The 24,821-nt window shown below is 71.8% G+C and carries 17 protein-coding genes and 1 pseudogene; 14 read left to right on the plus strand and 4 right to left on the minus strand.

Translation table 11 applies throughout. The features are described from left to right. Positions 1-224: 224 nt before the first annotated feature. On the minus strand, positions 225-782 hold the full coding sequence (locus ACFWEE_RS06135) for a hypothetical protein (RefSeq protein WP_386886822.1): 558 nt from the start codon (positions 780-782) through the stop codon (positions 225-227). A gap of 323 nt (positions 783-1,105) precedes the next feature. Here ACFWEE_RS06135 and ACFWEE_RS06140 point away from each other — a divergent pair. Together ACFWEE_RS06140 and ACFWEE_RS06145 are read left to right on the plus strand one after the other, a co-directional pair. Beyond that, positions 1,106-1,241, plus strand: a pseudogene (locus tag ACFWEE_RS06140) (ergothioneine biosynthesis protein EgtB); the annotation flags it as partial. A 125-nt stretch (positions 1,242-1,366) separates the two neighbouring features. After that, positions 1,367-1,951 (plus strand): nucleosidase, encoded by a 585-nt coding sequence (locus ACFWEE_RS06145; RefSeq protein ID WP_386886824.1) that lies wholly within the window; start codon positions 1,367-1,369, stop codon positions 1,949-1,951. Between the two features lie 200 nt (positions 1,952-2,151). On the opposite strand, the gene ACFWEE_RS06150 is transcribed toward ACFWEE_RS06145, so the two are convergent. Both ACFWEE_RS06150 and ACFWEE_RS06155 read right to left on the minus strand, forming a co-directional pair. Next, positions 2,152-3,657, minus strand: coding sequence for a PE-PGRS family protein (locus ACFWEE_RS06150; RefSeq protein WP_386886826.1), 1,506 nt, complete (start codon positions 3,655-3,657; stop codon positions 2,152-2,154). Between the two features lie 360 nt (positions 3,658-4,017). Then, positions 4,018-4,227, minus strand: a complete 210-nt coding sequence (locus tag ACFWEE_RS06155) for a hypothetical protein (protein ID WP_386886828.1) — start codon at positions 4,225-4,227, stop codon at positions 4,018-4,020. A 173-nt stretch (positions 4,228-4,400) separates the two neighbouring features. Between ACFWEE_RS06155 and ACFWEE_RS06160 the strand changes: the two genes are divergently transcribed. From ACFWEE_RS06160 to ACFWEE_RS06175, 4 genes are all read left to right on the plus strand, one after another. Next, positions 4,401-5,057: a hypothetical protein gene (locus ACFWEE_RS06160; protein WP_386886829.1), complete on the plus strand. Its 657-nt coding sequence runs from the start codon at positions 4,401-4,403 to the stop codon at positions 5,055-5,057. A 350-nt stretch (positions 5,058-5,407) separates the two neighbouring features. Beyond that, positions 5,408-7,513, plus strand: a complete 2,106-nt coding sequence (locus ACFWEE_RS06165; RefSeq protein WP_386886831.1) for a SpoIIE family protein phosphatase — start codon at positions 5,408-5,410, stop codon at positions 7,511-7,513. A gap of 221 nt (positions 7,514-7,734) precedes the next feature. Continuing rightward, entirely contained in the window at positions 7,735-11,040 is a 3,306-nt protein-coding gene (locus ACFWEE_RS06170; RefSeq protein ID WP_386887004.1) for a right-handed parallel beta-helix repeat-containing protein, read from the plus strand. Positions 11,041-11,143: 103 nt separating this feature from the next. Then, positions 11,144-12,334: a S8 family serine peptidase gene (locus ACFWEE_RS06175; protein WP_386886833.1), complete on the plus strand. Its 1,191-nt coding sequence runs from the start codon at positions 11,144-11,146 to the stop codon at positions 12,332-12,334. Between the two features lie 49 nt (positions 12,335-12,383). Here ACFWEE_RS06175 and eccCa read toward each other — a convergent pair whose 3' ends face one another. Beyond that, on the minus strand, positions 12,384-16,349 hold the full coding sequence (gene eccCa, locus ACFWEE_RS06180; RefSeq protein ID WP_386886834.1) for a type VII secretion protein EccCa: 3,966 nt from the start codon (positions 16,347-16,349) through the stop codon (positions 12,384-12,386). 194 nt (positions 16,350-16,543) lie between these two features. Between eccCa and eccD the strand changes: the two genes are divergently transcribed. The 8 genes from eccD to ACFWEE_RS06220 all read left to right on the plus strand — a co-directional run bounded on the left by eccD (position 16,544) and on the right by ACFWEE_RS06220 (position 24,820). Next, entirely contained in the window at positions 16,544-17,935 is a 1,392-nt protein-coding gene (gene eccD / locus ACFWEE_RS06185) for a type VII secretion integral membrane protein EccD (protein ID WP_386886836.1), read from the plus strand. A gap of 11 nt (positions 17,936-17,946) precedes the next feature. Further along, positions 17,947-19,416, plus strand: coding sequence for a type VII secretion protein EccB (eccB, locus tag ACFWEE_RS06190; RefSeq protein WP_386886837.1), 1,470 nt, complete (start codon positions 17,947-17,949; stop codon positions 19,414-19,416). 186 nt (positions 19,417-19,602) lie between these two features. Beyond that, positions 19,603-19,953, plus strand: a complete 351-nt coding sequence (locus ACFWEE_RS06195) for a hypothetical protein (RefSeq protein ID WP_386886839.1) — start codon at positions 19,603-19,605, stop codon at positions 19,951-19,953. A gap of 58 nt (positions 19,954-20,011) precedes the next feature. Beyond that, positions 20,012-20,350, plus strand: coding sequence for a WXG100 family type VII secretion target (locus ACFWEE_RS06200; protein WP_386886840.1), 339 nt, complete (start codon positions 20,012-20,014; stop codon positions 20,348-20,350). A 63-nt stretch (positions 20,351-20,413) separates the two neighbouring features. Beyond that, positions 20,414-20,869 (plus strand): type VII secretion system-associated protein, encoded by a 456-nt coding sequence (locus ACFWEE_RS06205; protein ID WP_386886842.1) that lies wholly within the window; start codon positions 20,414-20,416, stop codon positions 20,867-20,869. A 45-nt stretch (positions 20,870-20,914) separates the two neighbouring features. Then, positions 20,915-23,941 (plus strand): AAWKG family protein, encoded by a 3,027-nt coding sequence (locus ACFWEE_RS06210; RefSeq protein WP_386886843.1) that lies wholly within the window; start codon positions 20,915-20,917, stop codon positions 23,939-23,941. A 64-nt stretch (positions 23,942-24,005) separates the two neighbouring features. After that, positions 24,006-24,500 carry a YbaB/EbfC family DNA-binding protein gene (locus tag ACFWEE_RS06215; RefSeq protein ID WP_386886845.1) on the plus strand — a complete coding sequence of 165 codons (495 nt, stop codon included), beginning with the start codon at positions 24,006-24,008 and terminating at the stop codon, positions 24,498-24,500. Then, on the plus strand, positions 24,497-24,820 hold the full coding sequence (locus ACFWEE_RS06220; RefSeq protein WP_386886846.1) for a WXG100 family type VII secretion target: 324 nt from the start codon (positions 24,497-24,499) through the stop codon (positions 24,818-24,820). Before ACFWEE_RS06215 ends, ACFWEE_RS06220 begins: the two co-directional genes overlap by 4 nt. Position 24,821 lies beyond the last annotated feature (1 nt).

Consider the following 24,821-nt stretch of genomic DNA (forward strand, 5'->3'; position numbering starts at 1 on the left):
AGCGGGCCGTGGCCGCGGTGGAGCGGAACACCCCTGCACGAGCCAGGACGCCTGGGTCCTGTCCGGCGGATCATGAGGCCAACAGGATCTGACCATGATCATCCGAGCAGGTCCCGCCCGACGACGGTCGCGCTCGGGCCGCCCCGTACCACTCGGCCGACGACGTTCTCCCCGACCGGTCCCGCGCGCCCGTGACGTCGACGTCGTACGTCTTGGTTTCCACGTCAGCTCACCTTCGTGGCACGGCCGAGGCGCAGTGCCGAGACGAGGAAGAAGATTCCGCCGAGAACGGCATAGCCGGCCACGTCGCCCAGCTGCGGGTCCGACGCGGACGCTCCCATGACGAATGATCCGCCGGCGAGCACGGAGATGCCGCCGCTGAGGATCATCGGCCACTGGCCGCCCAGACGACGGCGGACAGCACCCACGACCAGTTGCACGATCCCGGAGAGGATCGCCCAGGCGCCCCAGACGCGCAGGACGGCCGGCACACCGGAGGAACTGGCCATGGCCAGGCCGACGGCCGCGATCAGACTGATCGCCATGTTCACCTGCAGCGCGCGAATCGATCCCCGGTCGCGGGCCGAGCGTGCGTCGACGACTGCCGCGACGACGTCGAACAGGGGATAGATGACGACGAGGGCGACGCCGAGCGGTCCGAGCTCGGACGCGGTGGTGAACAACAGGGCCGCCCAGATGACGGCGAATCCGAACCGCACGAAGTACAGCCGGCGCAGAGCTGGTGCGATGCCGCGGGCGGCGGGCGATTCAACGGTGGTCACGATGATCCTTTCGGGACTGCGACGAGAGAAGGTGTGCGGTTCGGCAGATGCCAGGTCCGGCAGATGCCGCGGTCGGTCTCCTCCTCCCCGTACAGGCGAGGAGGAGCCACCGGACCGAGTAGACCGAACGTTCTGCCTCACAGGAGCTTGGCGACTCCACCCACGCATGTCAATACCGAACGTTCTACCTTTCAAAGATGCGGCACTTCGCCGGCGCGAGCCCGCCGCGAAGACCCTTTCCCGGCGCCCCGTTCGCACCGGGGACCTCCACCGAGCCGTCGACGCCGGACGACGAACGCCCCGCGCACCGCCGTGAGGTGACACCGTTCCGCCCGGGGACCTCCACCGAGCCGTCGACGCCGGACGACGAACGCCCCGCGCACCGCCGTGAGGTGACACCGTTTCGCATCGACACCACCCGGCCACGGCAGCGCCCGTCAGGCGTTCATCGGCGACGGCGAGCGGCTACGGGGGACGGCAGCCCGCCCGGGAGGCGGGGACCCGGGCGGCGGGAGCGCGTGCGCGCCGCGACGAAGCCCGCCCCCGGAAAACGGCCGTCGCGAGCGGGCTCCTACGCTGATCCCATGCAACTCACAGGAGAGATCACCAGCACCCGCCCCCTGCTCGTCCTGGCGGTCAAGGAGGAGGCCCAGTATCTCGACACGTCCTTGCCCGTCCTGCTGACCGGCATGGGCAAGGTCAACGCCGCGACCGCGCTCGCCGCGGTACTCGGCAGAGGCCCGAAGCCCTCGCACGTCGTCAACCTCGGCACCGCGGGGGCCTTGCGCCCCGGCTGGACCGGCACCCACGTCATCGGCACGGTCGTGCAACACGATCTGGCCAGTGCCACCTTGCTCACCCTGACCGGGGAGACCTACGGCGCGCCCCTGACCGTGGGCGATCCGGAAGGCCCCACCCTGGCGACCGGTGACTCCTTCATCGACGACGAGGCCGCCCGCGCCCGCCTGGCCGCGCACGCGCCCTTGGTCGACATGGAGGGCTACGCCTTGGCGGCGGCGGCACACCAGGCCGGTGTGCATCTGCGCATCGTCAAGCACGTCAGCGACGACGCGGGAGAGGGAGCAGCCAAGACGTGGCGGGAATCCGTCACGGAGTGCGCTCACGCTCTCGCGGACTGGGCGGCCCACAACGTCCCCACCTACGCCTGAACCGCCCGTTCTTCCCGCCCGATCGATCCGCCCGCCCCGCATCGACCCGCGCGCAGGTGAACGCCGAGTCAACTCTCCCGGCCACAATCGGAGAAGGAGGGAACGTTCGGCACGGACGGGGGTTGTGCGCCTCTGCCCTCACGAAAGCGAACGCTCCGTACGCCGCACCGCCGGACGTGCCCGTCGGACACCACCCACGGTCAGGATCTCGGCTGGGCCCGTGGGCCGACCAGCCCTTCGTACAGGGCGCGCCGCTCCTTGGAGCCCTCCTCGGTCCTGGCCAGCGCGGCGTCCCATTCGTCCTTGATCCCGTCGAGGAAGACCCGCCAGTCCTCGCCGGGCAACTCCCCCAACTCCACCAGGCGTTCATTTTTGCTCAGTCCGCCCGAACCGACCTTGTCGCGCTTGTGGCCGTGCAGAACGGACTCCGGGTTGGCGGTGGCCTCGGTGGAGCGGAAGTCGTGCTGATAGCCCACCGGGCTGGCGGCATGTGGAGCAAGGGTCTCGATGCCGACCTGAAGCGAACCGTCCTTCTTGGTGGTCGGCCGGTGGTAGACGAGAAGCATGTGGCCGTGGGATCCGTTCGGAAGGACCACGTCGCCGTTCCAGTCCCTGGAGCCGAGACCGCCGCCGGAGATGTCCTGCCCCCACATGTCCGGGCGGTCGGCACCGAAGGACACGGCGTTGGTGAGCGACGCCGCGAGTCCTCCCTTCTCCTTGAACGCGCCGGGCTTGCCGTCCTTGTTGGCGCCGATGGCGGTGCGGTGGGTGGCGAACGCGCGTTCGCTGACGCCCGACGCGGGGGTGTTCGTACGGTCGTCCTGCGTCACGCCCAGGAAGTGGGGCAGCGAGTAGGCCGGCTTTTCGGACGAACTCAGCGAGGGAATACGGATGTTGACCCGCCCGCCGTGGGCGAGGGCGCGGATGACGTCCTTCTCGAAGTCGGCAACGTGGGCGCCGGCCTTCGGGTCGTACAGTTTCAGCCCGTGCCGCAGGACGAGGAGCACCCGGGTGAAGATCTCGCGGGCCTGCACGTCGCGCGCCGCGCTCCCGGATGCGCCACCGTCCTTGCCCTTGCCCTTGGTCGGGCCCGCCCCGGGGATGCCGTCGCCGTGCATGCGCTCGGGGGCGATCCCGGCCGGGTGCAGGGTGTCGATGGCCGTGTCCCGGATCTGCCGGTCGCGTTCCCGCTCCAGGGTCTCCTTCTCCTCCGGCGAGGTACCGGGCGCCTGGGTGAGCATGAAACGGCCGAGTGTGTAGGCGGGCGAGATCGGTGTGTCCCGGTCCGCCCCACGCACGGCCGGATGGTTGGCGCGCACGGCCAGGGTGGCCACGAGCACGCGCTTGCCCGCGGGGAGGGTGAGCCAGTCGTCGAAGCGGCCCTTGGTGTAGCTCTCGGCCTGCTCGTAGGTGCCGATACCCACCTCTTCGAGCCACTGCGGGTTAGCCTCGGAGAGGCTCCTGATGTCGGCCAGGTCCTGAGTGGTGAACGCCTCACCCCGCATCACCCGCCGGTCGAGCGTCTTCCTGAGCCGGGCCGGGCCCGCGCCCATCCAGTGCTCGGGCCACCAGGTCCCCGGCGCGAAGGCGTTCTTCTTCGTCGTCTGCTGGATCGTCTGCTGCTCGATCGACTCGCTCAGCCGGGCGATGGCTTCCGCTCCCTTGGCGGACCGCTCCGCCTGCGGTGAGGCGGGGGCTTCGGGCACGGCGCCTTGGCGCACTCGCTGGACCGGCGCCGGTCCGGCGGTCCGCTCGGCGGTCCGCTCGGCGGCCTCGCTCCGCGGACCCGCTCCGGGACGCGACGAGACAGCACCTCCCACGGCCACACGCTGCAGATGGCGCACCCATGCGCTGTTCAGGGTTGTCGGCGGCCGTGCCTGGCGCATCGCGCCCGATGTCCGTTCATCGGCCTTCCGGTGATCCCGATCGGCGGAGTGCACAGGTGGACCTCCTTCCCAACATGAGGCGCAAGCCTACTGGTTGCAGGCCAGGCAGGCGCTCCGGAGCACGGGCCTGGGGCGTATGTCGAAAGTGGCGCTGCCCGCCCGGACGCCGCCGGACACCACCTAAGGGGCAGGATCGGGTGCCCGCGCGGACTCGTCCCCGGAAGGGGGTTGCTCGGTCAGCAGGCGTACGACGGCGCTGTTCCCCACCACGCCCTGGAGGTGCGCCAGGCGAGCGACCACGGAAACCTCCGGAGCGGACCGGGCGATCGCGGCATGGGCCGCGGACGACCCCGCGCACTCCGCCCCGGCCTCGGCCGACGAGCCGGTCATCGCTCCCCCCTTCAGCACGTGCACCCCTCCGTGGCCACAGTGCCACCCGACCCGCGTACCGACCAACTGGAGTGCCGCAAAGCTCCGTTGCGCGGCAGGCCGATCGCCGCCGAACGCACCCCACCGCTGATCCATTAGGCTGGTCGGCTATCACATTTGAACGAAGGACACACATGGCCCGCCCCTACGCCCCCGGACCAAAGCAGTTCGTCTTCGCCGTCGGCGACGGCGAAGAGCAGCAGGTCTCCGTGAACGACCCGCAGGAAGCGTACGTGGCGTTCTCCGCGTTCTTCCGGGAGCGCGTTTCCAGCGCCTGCACCGTGGAGGACGTGGCGGCGGGCCAGCGATTGGTGCTCCTGCCCGGACAGGGCGTGATCGCCCGGTTCGAAGGAGCGGACCAGCGGACCCGGTCCGGATACCTCAAGGTCGACAGGGCCAATCGCTACCTACCGAGCGCGATGCTGTTCTTCGAGAACGGATATGCCGGCCTCGACCACTTCGGTCAGTGGCTCTCGGACCTCGCCGACCTCGACGCGTCACCGGAGGCTCGCGGCGCCACCCGCGCCGCCACGATCACGACCGAAGCCGCAGCGGTCCAGGAAGTCGCTCGGATCTGGGCGAACTCGGGCATCGTGGACCCGAGCGACCAGTACTACGTCTTCTTCGACGGGGACGATGCCGGCGACGACCGGGCCGAACGGGCCGAACTGCTCGAGCTGATCGGGTTCCTCGGCCTCGAACGGGTCGACGCCCCGGCCGAGGCCGCCGACGGCGAAGTCTGGGTGCGCACCGACGAGCGCCTCGACGTCGAATTCGAACGGTGGTCGTGAAGGGAGGGCTCGGGACGGGCGGGCCCGCGAATGCGCGGTGACGCTTGCCGCGGGCCCGCGGCCAACCGCGTCCGGCCGGGGCGGAGCAGGTCCTCCCGCGGGAAGAAGGCCGGTCCGGCTGCGGATCGACGGCCGTTCCGGGCGGCTGGGCCGTCCGCGTGACAGCCGACGGGAAGGTCATGCCGGTGCGAACCGGGCGGACATGTCCTGCGTACGGTCCGTTGCGGTGGCCGCGCACGGTCCACCTCCGACGTGCGGTCCGCCCGCACCGGGCTCCCCGGGCCTCCGGGCGGGCGGGGTCCTCCGGCGGGGCAGGCGCGCGGCTGAGCCGAAGTCGGCAGGAGGTCGTCATGGATGTGTCGCCGGGTACGCAGGACGGCCCGGGGCCGGAGCTGGACCGGGCCGTCCTCTGGGCGCTCTTCTCCGAGTCCCCCATGGGTCTGCTCGTGCTCGATCCGGACCTGCGGCTCGTGCGGTTCAACAGCGCCGCCCGGCACGTGGACGCCGTCCCCCTGAGCCATGCGCTGGGCCGGCACATCGCCGACTGGGCGGGTGACTTCTACGACGACGCCGTGGCGGCCACGCTGCGCGGCGTCCTGGACAGCGGCGTGCCGGCGCTCGACATCGATACGACCGGGCATCTGACGTCCGAGAAGACCGAGACGACCCTGTCCGTCTCGTGCTTCCGGCTCGCCGACGAGGACGGCGGCGTCCTCGGAGTCGCGGTCGCGATCGTGGACGTCACCGACCGCCAACTGGCCCGCGAGCGGCTGGAGCTGATCAGACGGGCGAGCGGACGCATCGGCACCACGCTGGACATCTTCCGCACGGCGCAGGAACTCGCGGACGAGCTGTCACCGGCCCTCGCCGACGTGGTGGTCGTCGAGGTCCTGGACGCGATGCTGCGCGGTGAGGCCGCGTCCCCCGGTCCGGTTCTGGAGAACGGACCGCTGCGCTGCGCCGGACAGCGCACCGTACCGGAGCTCGAAGCGTGCGGGATCTCCGAGATCGGCGAGGTGACCGGGCTCTCCTTCGCGACCCCGTTCGTGCAGAGCATGACCGACCTGCGGACGCGGCTCGTCAACCGTCTCGCCCCGCACACCACCTGGCTGGAACGGGAGCCTCGGCGGGGCCGTCACCTGGTCGGGCTCGGCGCCCACTCGCTGATGGTGCTCCCGCTGACCGCCCGCGGCGTCGTCCTGGGCCTGGCCCGCTGCTACCGGCTGGGCCGCGCCCCCGCCTTCGACGAGGAGGACCTCGCCGTGGCCGCCGAGCTCGCCGACCGGGCGGCCCTGTGCCTGGACAACGCCCGCCTGTACAACCGCGAACGGTCGGCCGCGCACATCCTCCAGCTCACCCTGCGGCCCGCCCGGGTGACCGACCACCCCGCCGTGGAGACCGCGTTCAGCTACCGGCCGTTCGGACCGGGGGGCGACTGGTTCGACGTCATCCCCCTGTCGGGGGCCCGGGTGGCGCTCGTCGCCGGCGACACGGCGGGCCGGGGCATCCGGGCCGCCGCCACGATGGGCGAGGTCAGGTCCGCGATCGGCGTACTGGCGGTGCTCGACCTTCCGCCCGACGAGGTGCTGGAACGTCTGCACGCCCTGGTGACCCGCCTGGAGGGTGAGCAGCGGCAGAGCGGCGACGGGGACGGGGAGGGGAACGGGGACGAAGGCTCCCGGGAGGGAACGTGTCTGTACATGGTGTACGACCCCGTGTCACGGCGCTGCACGATGGCGAGCGCCGGGCATCCGGCGCCCGTACTCGCCCACCCGGACGGCACGGTGGAGTACGCCGGGGTTCCCACCGGACCGCCTCTGGGCCGCGGGATGCCGGACTACCGCACGACGGTTGTGGAGCTGCCCGAGGGCTGCGTCGTGACCCTGGCCAACGCGGCGCTGCTCCGCACGGCTTCGGGCACCGGTGAGGAGCGGCTGGCCCACCTGCACGACGCGCTGCTGCCGTCCGCCCGCCCCCTGCAGGAGATCTGCGACGCCCTGCTCTACACGCTGGCTCCCGAGCGGGCGGACAACGACGCCGTCCTCCTGCTGGCGCGCACCCGGGTCCTGGGGCCCGACCGGGTCGGGACGTGGACGCTGCCCAACGATCCCGCCGCGGTGGCGGGGGCGAGGGCGTCGGTGGAGGGCAGACTGGCCGCGTGGGGGCTCGAAGCCCACGCGTTCACCGCGGTCCTGGTCGTCAGCGAGCTGGTCACCAACGCCGTCCGGTACTCCCACGGCGACATCGGCCTCCGCCTCGTCCTCGACGGAACGACCTTGGTGTGCGAAGTGACCGACGACAGCAGTACGGCCCCGCACCTCCGGCACGCCGAAGCGGGCGACGAGGGCGGGCGCGGCCTCTCCATCACGTCGCAGCTCAGCACCCGCTGGGGCACCCGGCCGGAGAAACGGGGCAAAACCATCTGGGCCGAGGTGCCGCTCTCCGACGAGATGTGAGCCGCACGGCGTCCGAAGCCTCCTCCCACGAGCCCGTGCGCGTTCCGGGCGGGGAGGCCGGGCAGGACGCGAGGGTGGGGCGGGGTCGGGACCACCATGGCGGTCGACCTGCGGCAACAGGCATGATGGGCACGCAAGTTCCGTACACCCCGTCTCATGCCGCGTGTCCCCGTCGCCCCACCGGCCCCGGGGGCCGGGAGGTCAGATACGTGTCACGCCAGATGCTCACCGTCGCAGTGGACGGTTCGGGCGATTTCCGCACCGTGGCGGAGGCCGTCGCACGGGCCCGTAACGGGGCCGTGGTCAGCATCGGTCCTGGCCGCTACCAGGAATCCCTCACCGTTTCCGCGGCGATCACACTGACCGCGTCCGAGGGTGCCGGGACGGTGGAGCTGGCGCCCCGGCGCGGCACCGCGCTGACCTTGACCGGCGACGCCGTGCTGGTGAGCGATCTGGTGCTGCGCGGCCACGACGACGAGCTGCCGGTCGTCGACTCACCGCGCGGGCAGATCGCGATGGACCGGTGCGAGGTGCACGGCTCGGCGTGGGCGGCGCTGTTCGCGCGGGGCAGCGGGTCCCTCGTCCTGCGCGAGTGCCGGGTCAGCAATCCGGCGGGCGCCGGTGTGGTCTCGACGTCCGGGAACGAGAGCTTCGTCGAGGACTGCGTCGTCGAGCATCTCGGCACCTCCGCGGTGGTGGCCGGCGAGCGCGGGCGGATCACCGTACGCGGCGGCAGGCTGCGCGACACCCGCGGCAACGGGGTGCTGACGAACGGCCAGGCGCACCTGCACCTGGAGGACTGCGAGATATCCGCGGCGGACAAGCCCGGGGTCGCCGTCGAGGAGGACAGCACGGTGCGCATGGTGCGCGGTTCGGTCCGGCAGGCGGTGGTCGGGGTGTACGTCAGCTCGACCGGGCAGACCGTGCTGGAGGAGGTGACGGTCACCGACACGACCGGGCACGGCTTCGTGCTGGGCGCCGGCAGCTCCCCCGCCCTGACCGCCTGCCGCACGGAACGGACGGCAGGCCACGGGCTGTTCGTGACCGAACGCAGCCGGGGCACGTTCAAGGACTGCGTGTTCACCTCCGCGCGGGACGCGGGGATCCGGGTCGGCGGGTTCTCCTCGCCGGTACTGACCGGGACCGTCGTGGCGGACGCGGAGGCCGTCGGAGTACTCCTCGACGAGGACTCGGCGGGTGAGTTCGACCGCCTGGAGGTACGCGACGCGGGCGGGTCCGGCATCGTCGTACGCACCGGTGCCAACCCGCTGCTGCGCCGCGCGACCGTCACCCGGTCGGGGTCGCACGGGGTGGAGGTCGCCAAGGACGGGCGAGGCCGGCTCGAGGAGTGCGTCGTCGAGGCGTCGGCCGGCTCGGCCGTGCACGTCTCCGGGCACGGCAGCCTGTACGTCGGCGGCAGCACGCTGCGGACGGCGGCCGAGTCGGGCGTGCGGGTCGGGGCGCTCGGCACGGTCACCCTGCGCGACACCGCCGTCGAGGAAGCGTCCGGTGCGGGCGCCCGGATCGATCCGGAGGGCGAGCTGTCCGCCGCGCGGGTGCGGATCAGCGGCTCGGGTGAGCACGGGGTGCTGGTCGCGGCGGGCGCGCGGGCGTCCCTGAAGTCCTGCGAGGTGTCCGGCTCCGGCGCCGACGGCGTACGGGTCGAGGGCACCGACGCGGTGTCGCTGACCGGCTGCACGCTAAGGGACAACCGGGGCAGCGGACTGCGGCAGGCGGTGCCCGGCGACCGGCTCGCCGTCGAGGGCCTGAAGAGTGCGGACAATGGTGCTCCGGACGCCTGGGGCAGCGCAGCGGGTGCCGAGGCGGCGGGCGACGGACGGCTTCCGGGAGGCGCGGTCCCGACGGCCGCGGAACCGGACGACGGCACCGGCCCGGTGGCCGAGCTGGAGTCCCTGATCGGTCTCGCCGACGTGAAGCAGCAGGTCCTGACACTGATCAACCTGAACCGGCTGGCCCAGCGGCGCGCCAGCCTCGGTATGCCCGCCCCGCCGATGAGCCGCCATCTGGTGTTCGCGGGCCCGCCCGGGACCGGCAAGACGACGGTGGCCCGGCTGTACGGGGCGATCCTCGCGTCGCTCGGAGTCCTGCGCAGCGGGCACCTGGTGGAGGTCTCGCGGGCCGACCTGGTGGCCCAGATCGTGGGCGGCACCGCGATCAAGACCACCGAGACGTTCACCAAGGCACTGGGCGGGGTGCTGTTCGTCGACGAGGCGTACACCCTGGTGTCCGACGGGGGCGGTTCGGGCGCGGACTTCGGCCGGGAGGCCATCGACACGTTGGTGAAGCTGATGGAGGACCATCGCGAGGACGTGGTGGTCGTGGCGGCCGGCTACCCGGAGGAGATGACCGGTTTCCTCGCCTCCAACCCCGGTCTGGCGTCCCGGTTCACCCGCACCGTGGAGTTCACCGACTACACCTCGGACGAGCTGGTCACCATCGTCGAGCGGATGTGCGCGGGGCACCGCTACGAGCTCGAACCGGCGGCCAGGACCGCCTTGCGCGGCCACTTCGACGCCGTTCCGCGCGACGCGTCGTTCGGCAACGGGCGCACCGCGCGCAAGGTGTTCGAGGAGATGGTGGACCGGCAGGCGTCCCGGCTGGCGGTCATGGCCGAGGTGAACGAACGCGATCTGGCGGTACTGACCGCGAAGGACGTCGGCGTGGGCACGGCCGTGGAACCCGGGGCCGACGAGGACCCGCTGCTGCGGCTGGACGCGCTGGTGGGGCTCGCCGCCGTCAAGCGGGAGGTGGGCGACCTGGTCAATCTGCTGGCCACCGCACGCCGCCGCGCCGAGGCCGGGCTGCCCGCGCCCCGCATCAGCAACCACGTGGTCTTCGCGGGCCCGCCCGGAACCGGCAAGACGACGGTGGCCCGGCTGTACGGAGAACTGCTGGCCTCGCTCGGTGTGCTGCCGCGCGGCCAACTGGTCGAGGTGTCGCGGGCCGATCTGGTGGGCCGGTGGGTCGGGCACACCGCGCAGCTCACGAAGGAGGTGTTCACGCGGGCGCTCGGCGGCGTGCTGTTCATCGACGAGGCGTACACCCTCACCCCCGCGGGGAGCGGCGGTTCGTCCGACTTCGGACAGGAGGCCGTGGACACCCTCCTGAAGCTGATGGAGGACCACCGCGACGAGGTGGTGGTGATCGCGGCGGGCTACACGGAGGAGATGGCGCGCTTCCTGGGCTCCAACCCGGGTCTCGCGTCCCGTTTCCCCCGGCACGTCGAGTTCCCCGACTACTCCTCCGACGAGCTGGTCACGATCGTGCGGCAGCACGCCGTCGACAACGGTTACGAGTGCGCGCCCGGCGCCGCCACCGCGCTGCGCGCGTACTTCGACGGGCTCCCCAGGGGGCGCACGTTCGGCAACGCACGTCTCGCGCGGCAGACCCTGGAGGAGATGATGACGCGTCAGGCCGGGCGCCTCAGCGCGGTCGCGGCGCCGAGCCTGGAGGATCTGCGGCTTCTGCTGCCGGAGGACCTGACCGGTCTGCCGCAACGTTCCTGAAGGCCGCCCGGCCGTGCCGCCGCGCAGTCCTGTCCGGCCCTTCCGGATCCCCGTACGTCTTGGACCTCCGTCTTGGACCTCACCGAACAGAGGAACGCCCCGCATGCACCGCCGGACGACCGTTGTGCTGCTCTGCGCCGCTCTCACCGCCCTGCCGGTCCGGCTCGCCCTCGCGGAGGACGGCGACGGACAGGTGGTGCTGCCGGGGGTCCCGGAGCGGCTGTCCTCGCAGCAGGCGTGTACGACCGCGAAGGGCCGTGACACCTCCGACGCCCCCTGGACGCGCCGGGCGCTCGGCCTGGACCAGGTGTGGACCCTGTCGCGGGGGGAGGGCGTGACGGTCGCGATCGTCGGCACCGGGGTGAGCGACGTGCCCGCCGTGCTGGCCGGCCGGGTCGACGCGGTGGATGACGCGGACGAGGACTGCGTGGGACGGGGGACCTTCCAGGCGGGCCTCGTCGCGGGGGCGGCCACTCCCGGCCAGGGCTTCGCCGGGGTCGCCCCGCAGGCGAGGATCCTGGCCGTACGGGGCACGGGCGTCCGCGGCGAGTCCGACCCGGCACGGCTGACGGCCGGGGTGCGGGCGGCGGCCGAGCGCGGGGCCGGTGTGATCCTCGTGTCCGCGCCACTGGACGGCGCGGACAAGGCGGTACGGGCGGCTCTGGCGGTGGCCGCGGCCAAGGACTCGCTGGTGGTGGCCCCGGCGGCGGCGGACAGTGTGCCGCTGTCCACCGCCGCCGAGGCCCCCGCCGAACCCGCTCCCGCGCCTCCGGAGGACGTCCTCGCCGTACTGGACACCGGCCCGCAGGGCACCCGGCCGGACGGCGCCCCGCCCTACACGCGCGCCGACCTCACCGCGCCCGGTGACGCGCTCGTCGGCCCGGGCCCGGTGGGCGGCGGCATGTGGACGGGCTCCGGCGCTTCGCTGGCGGCGGCGGTGGCGGCGGGCGCGGCGGCGCTGGTGCGCTCCTACCATCCGGAGCTGAACGCGGCCCAGGTGCGGGAGAGGCTGCTGCGTACGGCGTACCCGGCTGACCTGCCGGCGCTGGACCCCTATGGCGCGGTGGCGGGCGCCGAGGCCCCGGCCGCGCGGGCGGTGGCGGTGCGCCCGGACCCGGTGCGGCCGGTACCGCCGCCGGACACCGCGGGAGCCAGGAACACCGCGCTGCTGGTCACGGCGGGCGCCGTGGGGGTGGCCCTGTTCGTGGCGTTCCTCGCCGCGGTGCTGCCGCGGGGGCGCGCCAGGGGCTGGCGGCCGGGCCGGCTGGGCACCGGGGGCGGCGGCACCGACTGACGCGGCGTGTGTCCGGTCCCGATCCGCCGGACACACCCCGGCCCTCCCGCTACGCCTTCGGCGGCGCCACCTCACGGGGAAGCGCGATCTGGACCAGCGCCGCCTTGCGGCGGGCTATCCGCAGCGCACGCCCCGGCGGCAGGATCCTCGGCTTGACGCTGTCGAAGACGTATCCCTCCGAGGTCGGGCAGGACAGCTGGAGGGCCGGGGAGTTGACCTCCTGGAGCTTGCGCATCAGCGGGTCCATGCGTGACGCGCCGGCCGACGCGCGGGCCACGACCAGGTGGAGGCCGACCTCGTAGCCGAGCGGGATGTGCGGCAGCAGCGGTTCGAAGGGGCCGCTGAAGCCGGTGGTGACCATCTCGTAGTCGTCGACCAGCACGAACACGCGCGGCCCGGTCCACCAGTCGGCCCGCCGCATCCGGGCCGGGGAGATGTCCTCGCCCGGGGTGCGGATGACCATCGCGCGGGTGACCCCGTCGACGAGTTCGCGCAGCGGGTCCGCCGCCACCGCGTGGCCGAGCCGGTACTCCTCGGGGACCGCCTCGACGAGCTCGCGACGGTAGTCGACCACCAGGATGCGCGCCTGCTCGGGGGTGTGGTTCGCGACGATCTGCTGGACCAGCAGCCGCAGCGCACTGGTCTTGCCGCTCTCCGTGTCCCCGACCAGCATCAGGTGCGGGCTCTGGGCGAAGTCGTGCCAGACCGGTGCCAGTTCGGCTTCGTCCAGGCCGAACGGGACGCGCAGCGGCCTCTCCGGGTCGGCCGGCGGCAGGTCGGCGGTGGTGAGGTGGGCCGGGAGCATGCGGACGGGCGGGGCCGGCGGGGCGTCCCAGTTCTCCGCGACGGCCTCGACGAGGTCCGCGAGGGCGTCCGTGAGGTCCTCCGCGTCCTCGCCGCCGTCGATGCGCGGGAGTGCGGCGAGGAAGTGGAGCTTCTCGTTGCTCAGGCCGCGCCCGGGCACGGCGGGCACGGTGCCGGCCTTGCGGATGTCGACGGCGGAGTCCATCGGGTCGCCCATCCGCAGTTCGAGGCGGGTGCCGACCTGGTCGCGGAGGGCGGCGGAGAGTTCCACCCAGCGGGAGGTGCTGACCATGAGGTGGACGCCGTAGTTGAGGCCACGGGTGGCGATGCCGTTGAAGACCGCGATGTCGTCGAACATGTCGCTGCGTACCGTGGACCAGCCGTCCACGACGAGGAAGACGTCACCCAGGGGTTCGTCCGGGTACTGCCCCTCCGCCCGCCGCCTGCGGTAGGTGGCCATGGAGTCGATGCCCTGCTCCTGGAAGAACAGTTCCCGTCGGTTGAGCAGCGAGGTGACCTCGGCGAGGGTGCGGGAGATCTTCTCCCGGTCGAGCCGGCCGGCGACCCCGCCGACGTGCGGCAGTCCGGACAGGCCGAGCAGCGCTCCGCCCCCGAAGTCCAGGCAGTAGAACTGCACTTCACGAGGGGTGTGGGTGAGGGCGAGCGCGGCGATGAGGGTACGCAGCAGGGTGGACTTGCCGCTCTGCGGGCCGCCTGCGACGGCGAGGTGTCCGCCCGCGCCGGAGAAGTCGACGGTGAGCAGGTCGCGCACCTGGTCGAAGGGCTTGTCGACGATGCCGACAGGGACGCGCAGCTTTCCCCGGTCGGCGGAGCCCGTCGTGGTGAGGCCGTGTGCGGGGTCCGGGACCAGGGGCGGCAGCAGGGCGTCGAGGGCGGGCGGGGCGTCCAGCGGAGGCAGCCACACCTGGCGGGCGGGCGGCCCGCTGTCGCGCAGCCGTCCGAGGGCGAGCGCGAGGAGGGACTCGCCCGAGTCGGGCTCCGCGGTCACCGGTTCGGGGGCGGCGGGCAGGGTGCGCGGCACCACCCAGTCGGTGCCCCACGGCACGACCTGGCGGGCGATCTGCGCCTGTTGGGCGGCTCCGCGCCTGCTCGTGTACGCCCCGGAGACGTATGCGGCGCGGAACCGGGTCAGCGCTTCGACGCCGCTCTTCAGGTAGCCGCTGCCGGGAGTGGGCGGCAGGTGGTAGGCGTCGGGTACACCGAGCACGCCGCGGCTCTCGATCGCGGAGAAGGTCCGCAGGCCGATGCGGTAGGAGAGGTGGGACTCCAGCTGGTGCATGCGGCCCTCCTCCAGCCGTTGGGAGGCGAGCAGGAGGTGGACGCCGAGCGAGCGCCCGAGGCGGCCGATCATCACGAAGAGTTCCATGAAGTCACGGTGCGCGGAGAGGAGTTCGGAGAACTCGTCGACGACGATGAAGAGGGAGGGCAGCGGTGCGAGCGGAGTGCCGGAGGCGCGGGCCTTCTCGTACTCCAGCACGGAGGAGTAGTTCCCGGCCCGGCGCAGCAGTTCCTGGCGCCTCATCAGCTCGCCGTGCAGGGCGTCCTGCATGCGTCCGACGAGGGGGAGTTCCTCCGCGAGGTTCGTGATGACGGCCGAGGTGTGCGGCAGTTCGTCCATGCCGAGGAAGGTGGCGCCGCCCTTGAAGTCGACGAGCACGAAGTTGAGGGTCTCGGAGGAGTGGGTGAGCGCCAGGCCCAGCACCAGGGTGCGCAGCAGTTCGCTCTTGCCGGAGCCGGTGGCGCCGATGAGCATGCCGTGGGGGCCCATGCCGCCCTGGGCGGACTCCTTGATGTCGAGTTCGACGGGCAGCCCGTCCTCGCCGACGGCTATCGGTACCCGGAGTCGGCCGCGGCTCTCCAGCGGGCGGCTGTCCCAGAGCTTGGCGGGGTCGTGGCGGCGCAGGTCCGCGATGCCGAGCAGGGAGGTGAGTTCGGTGTCGGAGACGAACGGCTCGGCCGGGACCGCGCCACCGCCCAGGCGGTACGGGGCGAGCCGGGCGGCCAGCGTGCGGGCGGCGACCGGGCCGAGCGTGTCGGGTTCGCCCAGCAGGGTGGACTGCTCCTTGCGGTCGCGGTCGGTACGCACCAGGTGGAGTCCGTCGTCGCCGATGCGCAGCCGCAGTGTGCCGCGGGCGGGCTTCCAGGCCAGCGACTGCGACAGGTCCACGACGACGACGTTGCGGTACCCGACGCCTTCGAGGCGGTGGCCGCCCGGCACGGTGCCGCCGTCCACGACGACGACGGTGAAGGGCTCGTCGCGGCCGGGCGCGGTTTCCGGGTCGAAGGGCGGCCGTTCGGTGAAGTCCGCGCCGAGCAGTTCGTCCAGTTCCACGAGTCCGGCCGCGACGGTACGGGCCGGCCCCGCACCGTCGCGCTGGTAGGCGTGCTGGGTGTGCGGCAGCCACTTCACCCATTCCCAGTCGGCGCGCCGCGCGTCGGAGACGCAGAGCGCGACGGTGAGTTCCTCGGGGGCGTGGAAGGCCGCGAGCTGAGCGATCAGGGCGCGGGCGAGGGAGCGGGCCCGCTCCTCGTCGCCGTGCACGAGAATCCGCGACCAGGCGCGCAGGTAGAGGGCGATGGGCTGGCCCGGCACGGTCGCGTACGCCCGGATGAAGCTGCGCAGGGCGTGCGCGGTGAGCGGTTCCAGGTCTTCGACGGGCCTGGTGGCCAGCGGGGCGAGCCGGGTGCCGAGCTTCTGCTCGCCCACGGCGACACGGACCTCCGCGAAGTCCTCGTCGGCGGGGCGGCGTTCCCACTGCCGGCTGGTTCCGGTCAGCGCCCACAGCCCGGCCGGGTCCGGGTGCCGCCAGGCCAGGGCTTTTTGCTGGTCGGCCACGGTGCGGCGGATCTTGCGCCGGGTCTGGGCCAAGTACCGCAGGTAGTCGCGTCGTTCGCCCTTGAGCTTGCGCTTGCGTTCGCCCGCGCTGCGCATCAGCTGTCCGACGATCATCGCGACGGACGAGAGCAGCATCAGCCCGATGGCCAGGTAGCTGAAGGTGGTTGCCTGGCCGGGCCTGATGAACATCATCATCATGGCGATCGACGTCAGGCCCACGGGGAGGTACATCCACATGGCCGAGGTGTTCGGCTCCGCCTCCGGGAGGGCGGGCGGTTCCTGGAGGCTTATCTCGCCGTCCGGCATGTCGGGGCCCCGCCTGCGGGCGGGACGACGGAACAGAACGGTGCTCACGCGGAATTTGCTCCTCGGGTTCGTCGCCTCTGCGGCGGCGGGGAGGCGGGGGTTCCAGGGCGGTGCGGCACGAAGGACGTGCGTGCCCCGCTCTGAACGGCACATGAAGGCTGACGGCCTGACGCAAGATCAAAGGTAGTGTGCGGCCATCAACTTTGGTATCCCGCCCCTCGGAGAGGTGTGGCCCCGCCGCAATGACAGACATATCCGCCCCCGGCCTGTGCCGGCTCACGGTGAGAACCCAGGAACGGATCATCGATCTGGCGGTCCCCGCCGACGTGCCCGTGTCCGACCTGCTGCCCATCCTCCTCGACCACGCGGGCCACGACCTGGCGGAGAAGGGGATCGAGCACGGCGGCTGGGTGCTGCAACGCCTGGGCGAGGAGCCCCTGGACGAGGAACGCACCCCGGAGGGCCTGGCGCTGCGGGACGGCGAGACGCTGTTCCTCCGCCCTCGCGCCGAGGCGCTGCCGCCGGTCCACTTCGACGACCTGGTGGACGGGGTCGCCGACACGATGCGCGGTCGCCCGCACGGCTGGGAGGCCCGGACCAGCCGGTGGCTGCTGCGCGGCACAGCGGTGGTGCTCCTCGCGGCCGGGCTGCTGGTGCTGGCGCTGCCGGGCGGCTCCGCACCGCTGCGGGCCGCCGTCGCGGCCGGCACCGGGCTGCTGGTGCTGTTCGGCGCCGCCACGGCGAGCCGGGCGGTGGGCGACTCAGCGGGCGGCGCCGCACTCGGCGTCCTCGTCGCGCCGTATCTGGGGCTGGCCGGTGCGCTGCTGCCCAGTGGTGACGCGGACGCGCACCTGACGGGGGCGCGGCTCCTCGCCGGTTCGGCGGCGGCAGCGGGCGGGGCGGTGCTGGCGGTGGCCGCGGTCGCGGCCTTCGTGCCGCTGCTGCTGAGCGTGGCGGCGGTCGCGCTCGCGGGCGCCCTGTGGGGTGCGCTGATGCTGGTCACCGACTGGCCCGCCGCGCACGCGGCGAGCGTCCTCGCGGTCCTCTCGGTCGTCTTCGGCGGCCTCGTCCCGGGCATCGCCTTCCGGCTGTCCGGGCTTCGGCTGCCCGCCCTGCCGACCAACGCGGAGCAGCTCCAGGAAGGGATCGAGCCGCATGCCAGCCAGGTCGTGGTGAGCCGCACCGCGCTCGCCGAGGAGTGGATGACCGCCCTGTACGCGGGGACCGGCCTGGTCTGCGCGGTGGTCCTGACCGCCCTCGTCACGGTCCGCCCGGACACCGCCGCCGTGGTCACCGCCGCGGTCCTGTGCCTGCTCCTGCTCCTGCACGCGCGCGGTGTCGGCAACGTGTGGCAGCGGCCCGCCGTCATGCTCCCGGGCCTGTACGGCCTGGTCCTGATGGCGGTGCGGGCCGCCGGTGCGCTGGACGCCGGGCAGCGCCCGTACCTGATCGCGGCGCTCGTCGCCGTCGCCGGGTCGGCGGCCATCGCCTCGTGGACGGTGCCCGGCCGCCGGATGCTTCCCTACTGGGGCCGAGCGGCCGACGTCCTGCACACCCTGCTCGCCGTCGCCCTGATCCCGCTGTCCCTGTGGGTGCTGGGCGTGTACACGGCTCTGCGCACCGCCAACGGCTGAGGGGGTACGACATGCAGTCCAGGAAGGACCAGGTCCAGGCCCACCTCTTCGTCATGGGGCGGCTGACCAGCGGCATGCTGCGGAGCGACCCGGACTCCCCGGAGTCCCCGGTGGGGCGCACGAACCGTGGAATGGTCTGGGGAATCGGCCTCGGAGTCGTCCTCGCGGTCGGGTTCCTGCTCTTCGGCCTGATCTCGCCCGCGGGTTCCAAGTCCTGGCAGCAGGGCTCGAACCTGATCGTGCAGAAGGACACCGGTACCCGTTTTCTGTATCTCGACAAGACGCTCCGCCCCGTGCGCAACTGGGCTTCGGCGAAGCTGATCGCGGCCGACGACCTCACCGTGGTCCGGGTGTCCGCGGCGTCCCTGGCGGGCGAGCGGCACGGCACCCCGGTCGGCATCCCCGGCGCCCCCGACGCGCTTCCCGGCCCCGGAGACCTGGAGCAGGGGGCGTGGCAGGTCTGCGCGGAGGAACCGGAACGCACGGGCGCCGACCGGACCGGCCGGCGCCCCGTCACCTCGCTGCGCGTGGGCGTGGCCGCCGACGGCGTCTCCCCCGGAGACGACCGCGCCGTCCTCGTCCAGGGCCCCGACGGAGCCACGCACCTGCTGTGGGGCGACCACCGGCTGCGGCTCGGCAAGCACGGTGCGGCCGAGGCGCTGGGATACTCCGGGGTGACGCCGGTGCCCGTCTCCGCGGCGTTCCTCGACAGCGTGCCGGCCGGCCCCGACCTGACGGCGCCGGAGGTGGACGGCCGGGGCGCGGCCGGCCCCCGGATCGACGGCCGCGTCGGACGGACGGGCCAGGTGTACGCACTGGCGTCGCCGGGCGCCGTCACCCAGCACTTCCTTCTGGAGGAGAGTGGGCTGCGTCCGCTGAGCACTCCCGGGGCAGCTCTCGTGCTGGGTGACGACCGGACGGCGAAGCTGGCGTACAAGGGGTCGGTCCCGGTCGCGCTCCCGCTCACCGCGGACCAGTTGGCCCAGCACCGGGCGCCGGCGGGAGAGGCGACCGAGGACCCGGCGGGGTGGCCGTCCCGTACGCCCGTCGTACGGGACCCCGGTCCCGGCACGTCGGTCTGTGCCCGGATCCAGCCGGAGGGGTCCGCGCCCCGAGTGGCCCTGGCGCTCGTGCCGACGGCGGCACGGCCGGCTCCGGTCGCCTCCGGCCCCGAGATCCGGCGGGCGTGCCTGGCGGTGGACGGTCTGGAGGTACGGCCCGGCGGCGGCGCGCTCGTGCAGGCGCTGGGCGCGGGGGGCTCGGTCATCGGCACGACGACGTACCTGGTCACGGATGTGGGGATCAAGTACCGGCTGCCGGACGCGGAGTCGGTGGACCGGCTCGGTCTCAAGGGCGGGCACGCGCAGGCGGTGCCGTCCCGGCTGCTGGACATGCTGCCGACGGGGCCGGTGCTCGACGCGGCGGTGGCCGGCGGTGAACGGGCGGCTTCCGCGGTCGGGCCGGAGGATTCCTGCGGATGAACGGCCGGTCGATGAGCGCGTCGACCACTGACGCTCGGTCACATCGTGTCGCCCTGAGAGCCGTTAACGACCTCCCAGGTTAACCAATGATCAATTCCAGCTCAGATCTCGCCTCGGAGCATTGCTTGCTCCACACCGCCCTCCCTAGCATCTGCAGACGCTCATGTTCCTGAAAGGACACCTGACATGTCGAACACCCCCGCCCCTCCCGGCAACCTCCAGACGTCGTCCCAGTCCGAGAACCAGAAGGGCTACCACGCCCTCAGCACGGTCCAGAGCGGTATCAAGCAGTCCCAGGAGGAGGTGCGCACGACCATGAGCGGCCTGATCCACGCGTACGGGGGCCAGGACGGCGGCGCCTACCAGAGGCTGCTCGCGGACTGGAGCGGCCAGGTCGACATCATCACCAAAAACATCAACCAGATGATGGAGCAGCTCCAGGAGACCGGCATGCTCCAGCGCGGACTTCAGGGACAGACCACGGCGACGATCGAGACCAGCAGCCGGTCGAACGACGTACTCGCCCAGCTGATCTGATCGCCCGTCCGGATCCCGCCGACCGCCCTGACAGCCCTTCCCTCTCCAGGAGTTCGCCATGACCACTCCGTACGATCACTCCAACAAGACCGACGGCATCATCCACGTCGAGTACAGCCGGGTGGACCAGGCCGCCGAGGACATGCGCCTCCAGACGAACCGCATCCATTCCCTGGTGCAGGCCCTCAACGAGGAGCTGGCCGGGCTGCACGGTGCCTGGCAGGGTGCGGACGCGGCGACGTACGGGGCTCTGCAGGAAAAGTGGAACCAGGCCACCACAGAACTGGGCCAGGTCCTGACGAAGCACGGCGACACGCTGAGCGACATCTCGGAGCAGTACCGCAAGCACGAGAACCGCAGCGCCTCGGAGTGGGGGAACATCCGCGTCGGCGGTTGATCCCCCTCCTGCCCCGACCGCTGCTCCCGCCCGACCCGCCTCCCCCGACGATTGTGAGTAGCCATGGCGGCCGACCCGGCCGATCTGTCGCACCTCGACTTGGACTCCCTCCAGAGGTTCGTCGACACCGACGTGCAGGAGTTCATCGACCTGCTGACCGATCTGGAGAAGGACTCCCCGTACGGGATCTCCTCGCTGAAGTTCCTCAGCGCCCAGATGGCCTCTCCCGGAGTGGGCCTCAGCAGCCACGTGCTCAAGCTCGGCAAACTGGTCGAGAAGGACGCGTCCCCGCTGAGCGCGGCTCCTCTGCTGACCTACCTCACGGGCGCGGCGGAGTCCCAGGCGGAAGTCATCAGCAACCAGCTGAAGCTCTTCACCGACATCCAGAAGAACATGAGGACGGTGCTGGCGACGATGAAGAAGAACCAGGCGGACAGCCTGGAGGACATCAAGAGCCAGGAGTTCCTCAACGACCTGGGTGATGTCGACGGGGACCTGACCCCGACCCAGAAGTCCTGACCCTCACCTTCCGTCTCCGCTCGTCGCACAAGGAGCGTCCAGCCCGTGGCAGTCGATTCAAGCTGGGAATCCGTCGTCAAGCAGCTCACCGGTTTCGACGGCGGCACCAGGGCCAAGGTCGCGGCCGTGGGCGGTGCGGACCCGGACAAGGGAGACGGCAGCGAGTGGATGCGGGTCACGGTGGAGAAGGTCTCCCACGGGATCACCTTGAGGGACCGCATCACCACGGGCGAGGTGGAGGCGGGCGAGGCGCCCGAACGGGTCATCCAGTTCTACGGCCCCTACGACAGCCAGAGCACGGGCGCCCTCATCGTCTACAGGGCGACCATCTCACTCCCCTGGAGCTCGTCGAACGGCGCTGACTGGAGCAACACCGGAAACGCCGGAGCGTACGACTGGGGGTACGGACAGGCTCTGCAGACTCTGCGGAACTCCTACACCACCGCCGGGTTCGGCGGTGGATACGCCCACACTCCGGCGGTCGTCACGGCCGACGCGATCGATCTCAAGGAATTCGGCGCCGTCGCCGAGGCCTTCAACAGGGTCGTCGACTACTTCTCCACCAAGTCCGTCGACCTCGAAAAATGGGTGAAACAGCTCGACGGCGAATTCTCGTCCTACCAGGGCACGGGCGCGGACGTCTTCCGTGATCTGATCGACGCGTTGGGCCTCGGCTACAAGGACTTCCTCACCCTGATCGCTCCGAAGACCGGCGCGGTCCAGCCCGGCGGCGGCAAGGATTTCAAGGCCGACACGGCTCACCAGTCCCGTTCCGCAGTCGGAGACAAGCTCCATGACGCCGAACTGGCGATCTGGACGGCGGCGGACCAACTCTTCACGGCATGGAAGAACTGGCAGGACAATGCGAGCCTGGGCAGTCAGGTCGCGATCGTCAAGGCGTACGGTTCCCTCAGGGCCCAGCCGGCGAACGCATGGCTCGGCACGTCCCATCTCGACGCGCTGCTCGATGATCTGGCGGTGTGGCTGAACGAGAACAACATCACGAAGATGTACCAGGTCTCCGGCTTCAACAGGCCCGGAGCCGGGTTCAAGTACCACCACGACGTCTACGGCGACCTCACCGTGGCGAGCAACTGGAAGACGCTCGCCACGCGGGCCTGCACCAATTGGCTCGACACCCTCTACCCCCTCGACCTGGCCGCGAACAGGGCCATGCTGGACCTCAACCAGGCCATGGTCACACTCAACTCTGATTCGTCCTTTCCGTTCAAGGCCGGTACGGGCAGCCTCACGCAGGCGAACGCGGGCGACGAGGCCGCACGCGCCAAGGAGGAGGCGGAGAAGGAGAAGGAGGAGGCGGAGAAGGAAGCGGAGAAGCAGAAGGAGGACGCCCAGAAGGAGATGGACGAGCTCGGCCAGGGCGCGGACGGCGACGGCAAAACCGGCGAGGTCGACCTTCCACCGCAGATCGGGGAGAACGGCACCGACGGCGAGTTCGGCGGCGGCGGAGCGGGCAGCGACCTCGGCCTGAACAGCGGGAACACCGGCATCGTCGCCCCGCCCACGCTCGGCCTGAACGGCACGGGCGACGGCAGCGGCCTGGGCGGCACGAACCTGCCGGTCACCAACCCCGACGGCTCCACCAGCATCGTGAATCCGGACGGTTCGACCACCACCACGTACCCGGACGGCCACCAGGCGACCACGCCCGCAGGCGTCGTCCCGCCCGCCCTGTCCCCCAACCTCACGGGCGGCAGCAGCGGCGGCTACCCCGTCAGGACGGTCAAGGGCCCTGACGGCAGCACCACGTCGTACAACGCGGACGGTTCGCGTACCACCACGCACAAGGACGGCACGACCACCACCGTCAACCCCGACGGCACCTCCGTCACGAACAATCCCGACGGCTCCAAGACGGTCCTGAACAAGGACGGCAGCGAGACGATCACCTACCGGGACGGCACGAAGACCACGATCGGCCCGGACGGTACGACGGTCACGCGGTTCCCGGACGGCACCTCGACGAAGCTCTCCCCGGACGGCGCCCTCACCAGCACCGACGCCCAGGGCAACAGCACCACCAGCCGTCCTGCGCCCGGTTCGACCGTGCACAACGCGGACGGTTCTTCCACGGCGTTCGGCACGGACGGCACGACCACCACCACGCACGAGGACGGCACGAAGACCTCCGTCTCGGCGAACGGCACCGTGACCACGACCGACCCCGACGGCACCAAGACGGTCTCGCACCTGGGCAAGGGCACCTCCACCGTCCAGTACGCCGACGGCTCGGTGTCCCAGGTGGGCCAGGACGGCACGGTGTCCACCACGTACAAGGACGGCAGCACCACCAAGCTGGGCCCCGACGGCACGTACACCACCATCGACGCCGACGGCCACAAGCAGACCGAGCACCTCAACACCACCGGCGGCGCCGGTACGCAGACGCAGACGACGCACAACGCGGACGGCTCGACCACGACGACCTACCCGGACGGCACCGTCGACACGACGCTCAAGGACGGCGGCCACCGGATCAGCTACCCGGACGGGCGCACGGTCACCACCGACGCGTACGGACGGACGACCGGCACGACGGGCGGCACCGCCGGGCTCGGAACGAACACCACCGGTAGCAGCCTCAGCGACTTCGACTACTACGACTACCCGGACGACGGAAGCGACGAATCCCCCCTGGGCGGGGGCGGTTACGGCGACACCGGCACCGGCGGGTCCGGCAGCGGTCTCCCGCTCAACCCGCTCGGCAACCAGGGACTCATGCCCGGTGGCGGCACGGGTGCCTCGGCGGGCGCCGCCGGAACCGGGCTGGCCGCGGAGCGCGGCCGGGCGATCGCCACCGGAGAGGCCTCCGCGGCGCGGAACGCGAAGTCCGCCCAGCTCGCCGCGGAGGAGGCCGCGGCGGCGAGCCGGCGGCCCAGCACCACATCCTCCGGAAGCACCCCGATGATGCCGTCGATGGGCGGTGGCATGGGCGGCGGCGCGGGCGGCAACACCCAGAGCGACGAACGCGAGCGGTCCACCTGGGTGAGTGAGGACGAGGACACCTGGGGCACCGACGAGGGCGGCGTGGCGGCGGTGATCGGCCGGTGACGGCCGCCTTCAGCCGGAGCGAGGGACCGAGTGGTACGAGCGGATCGAAGGGCGCGGAACGCACATGAGCAACCCGATGGAAGAGCACCTGGCCGAGGCGCTGGCCGAGTTCGAGGAGGCCCGGACCAAGCTGACCGAGGCCGGGGCCGCCGCCGCCCGGATCTCCGCGACCGTCATGGCCAAGGACCGCTCCGTGGAGGCGACGGTCGGGCCGCAGGGCGAGCTGACGAACCTGCGTTTCCCCACCGCGAAGTACCGGACCATGCCCCCGGCTCAGCTCGCCGGCGTGCTGATGGCCACCATCGGATCGGCCCGCGCCCAGGCCGCCGAGCAACTTGCCGACGTGTACCGGCCCTTCGGCCCCATACCCGGCCTCTCACCGACCGGTGAGGGCGGCTTCCAGGAGCTGGACTGGGACGCGCTGTTCGCCCCGCTCCGCGAGGAGGGGCTGCCGGTACCCCCTTCGAAGGCGCCCACCCGCCCGTCCGGTGGCGCGCTGCTCGACGAGATCGTCGACGAGGACGACGCGACCGGCACGGACGAAGGAGCGCAAGCATGAGCGGGCTCGACGTCGACACGGACGGGCTCGACCGGAGCAGCGAGAACCTGGACCAGGTGGCCGACCACATCAAGCTGATCCGCGACGACTATCTGGACAAGATCACCTCGTACCACGGGTGCTGGGGCACGGACAAGTTCGGCATGACCTTCGCGGAGAAGTACCTGCCCGCGGTCGAGGACGCCAAGACGGGCATCACCGCGCTGAGCGACGCGCTGGTCGGCAGCGGGCAGAGCCTGCGCGACGCCTCGACGGACTTCGGCAATCTCCAGAACGACATCCGCGACTCGCTCGGCGGGCACAAGACCGGGAGGAGCTGAC

The organism is Streptomyces sp. NPDC060184 (assembly GCF_042728795.1).
Taxonomy (GTDB): domain Bacteria; phylum Actinomycetota; class Actinomycetes; order Streptomycetales; family Streptomycetaceae; genus Streptomyces.

Bases quoted from the DNA above. Each gene is read 5' to 3' on its own strand.
- ACFWEE_RS06165 (WP_386886831.1), top strand. From the start codon at position 5,408: ATGGATGTGTCGCCGGGTACGCAGGACGGCCCGGGGCCGGAGCTGGAC.
- ACFWEE_RS06160 (WP_386886829.1), top strand. From the start codon at position 4,401: ATGGCCCGCCCCTACGCCCCCGGACCAAAGCAGTTCGTCTTCGCCGTC.
- ACFWEE_RS06215 (WP_386886845.1), top strand. From the start codon at position 24,006: ATGAGCAACCCGATGGAAGAGCACCTGGCCGAGGCGCTGGCCGAGTTC.
- eccD (WP_386886836.1), top strand. From the start codon at position 16,544: ATGACAGACATATCCGCCCCCGGCCTGTGCCGGCTCACGGTGAGAACC.
- ACFWEE_RS06220 (WP_386886846.1), top strand. From the start codon at position 24,497: ATGAGCGGGCTCGACGTCGACACGGACGGGCTCGACCGGAGCAGCGAG.
- ACFWEE_RS06200 (WP_386886840.1), top strand. From the start codon at position 20,012: ATGACCACTCCGTACGATCACTCCAACAAGACCGACGGCATCATCCAC.
- ACFWEE_RS06170 (WP_386887004.1), top strand. From the start codon at position 7,735: ATGCTCACCGTCGCAGTGGACGGTTCGGGCGATTTCCGCACCGTGGCG.
- ACFWEE_RS06175 (WP_386886833.1), top strand. From the start codon at position 11,144: ATGCACCGCCGGACGACCGTTGTGCTGCTCTGCGCCGCTCTCACCGCC.
- ACFWEE_RS06195 (WP_386886839.1), top strand. From the start codon at position 19,603: ATGTCGAACACCCCCGCCCCTCCCGGCAACCTCCAGACGTCGTCCCAG.
- eccB (WP_386886837.1), top strand. From the start codon at position 17,947: ATGCAGTCCAGGAAGGACCAGGTCCAGGCCCACCTCTTCGTCATGGGG.
- ACFWEE_RS06145 (WP_386886824.1), top strand. From the start codon at position 1,367: ATGCAACTCACAGGAGAGATCACCAGCACCCGCCCCCTGCTCGTCCTG.
- ACFWEE_RS06155 (WP_386886828.1), bottom strand. From the start codon at position 4,227: ATGACCGGCTCGTCGGCCGAGGCCGGGGCGGAGTGCGCGGGGTCGTCC.
- ACFWEE_RS06205 (WP_386886842.1), top strand. From the start codon at position 20,414: ATGGCGGCCGACCCGGCCGATCTGTCGCACCTCGACTTGGACTCCCTC.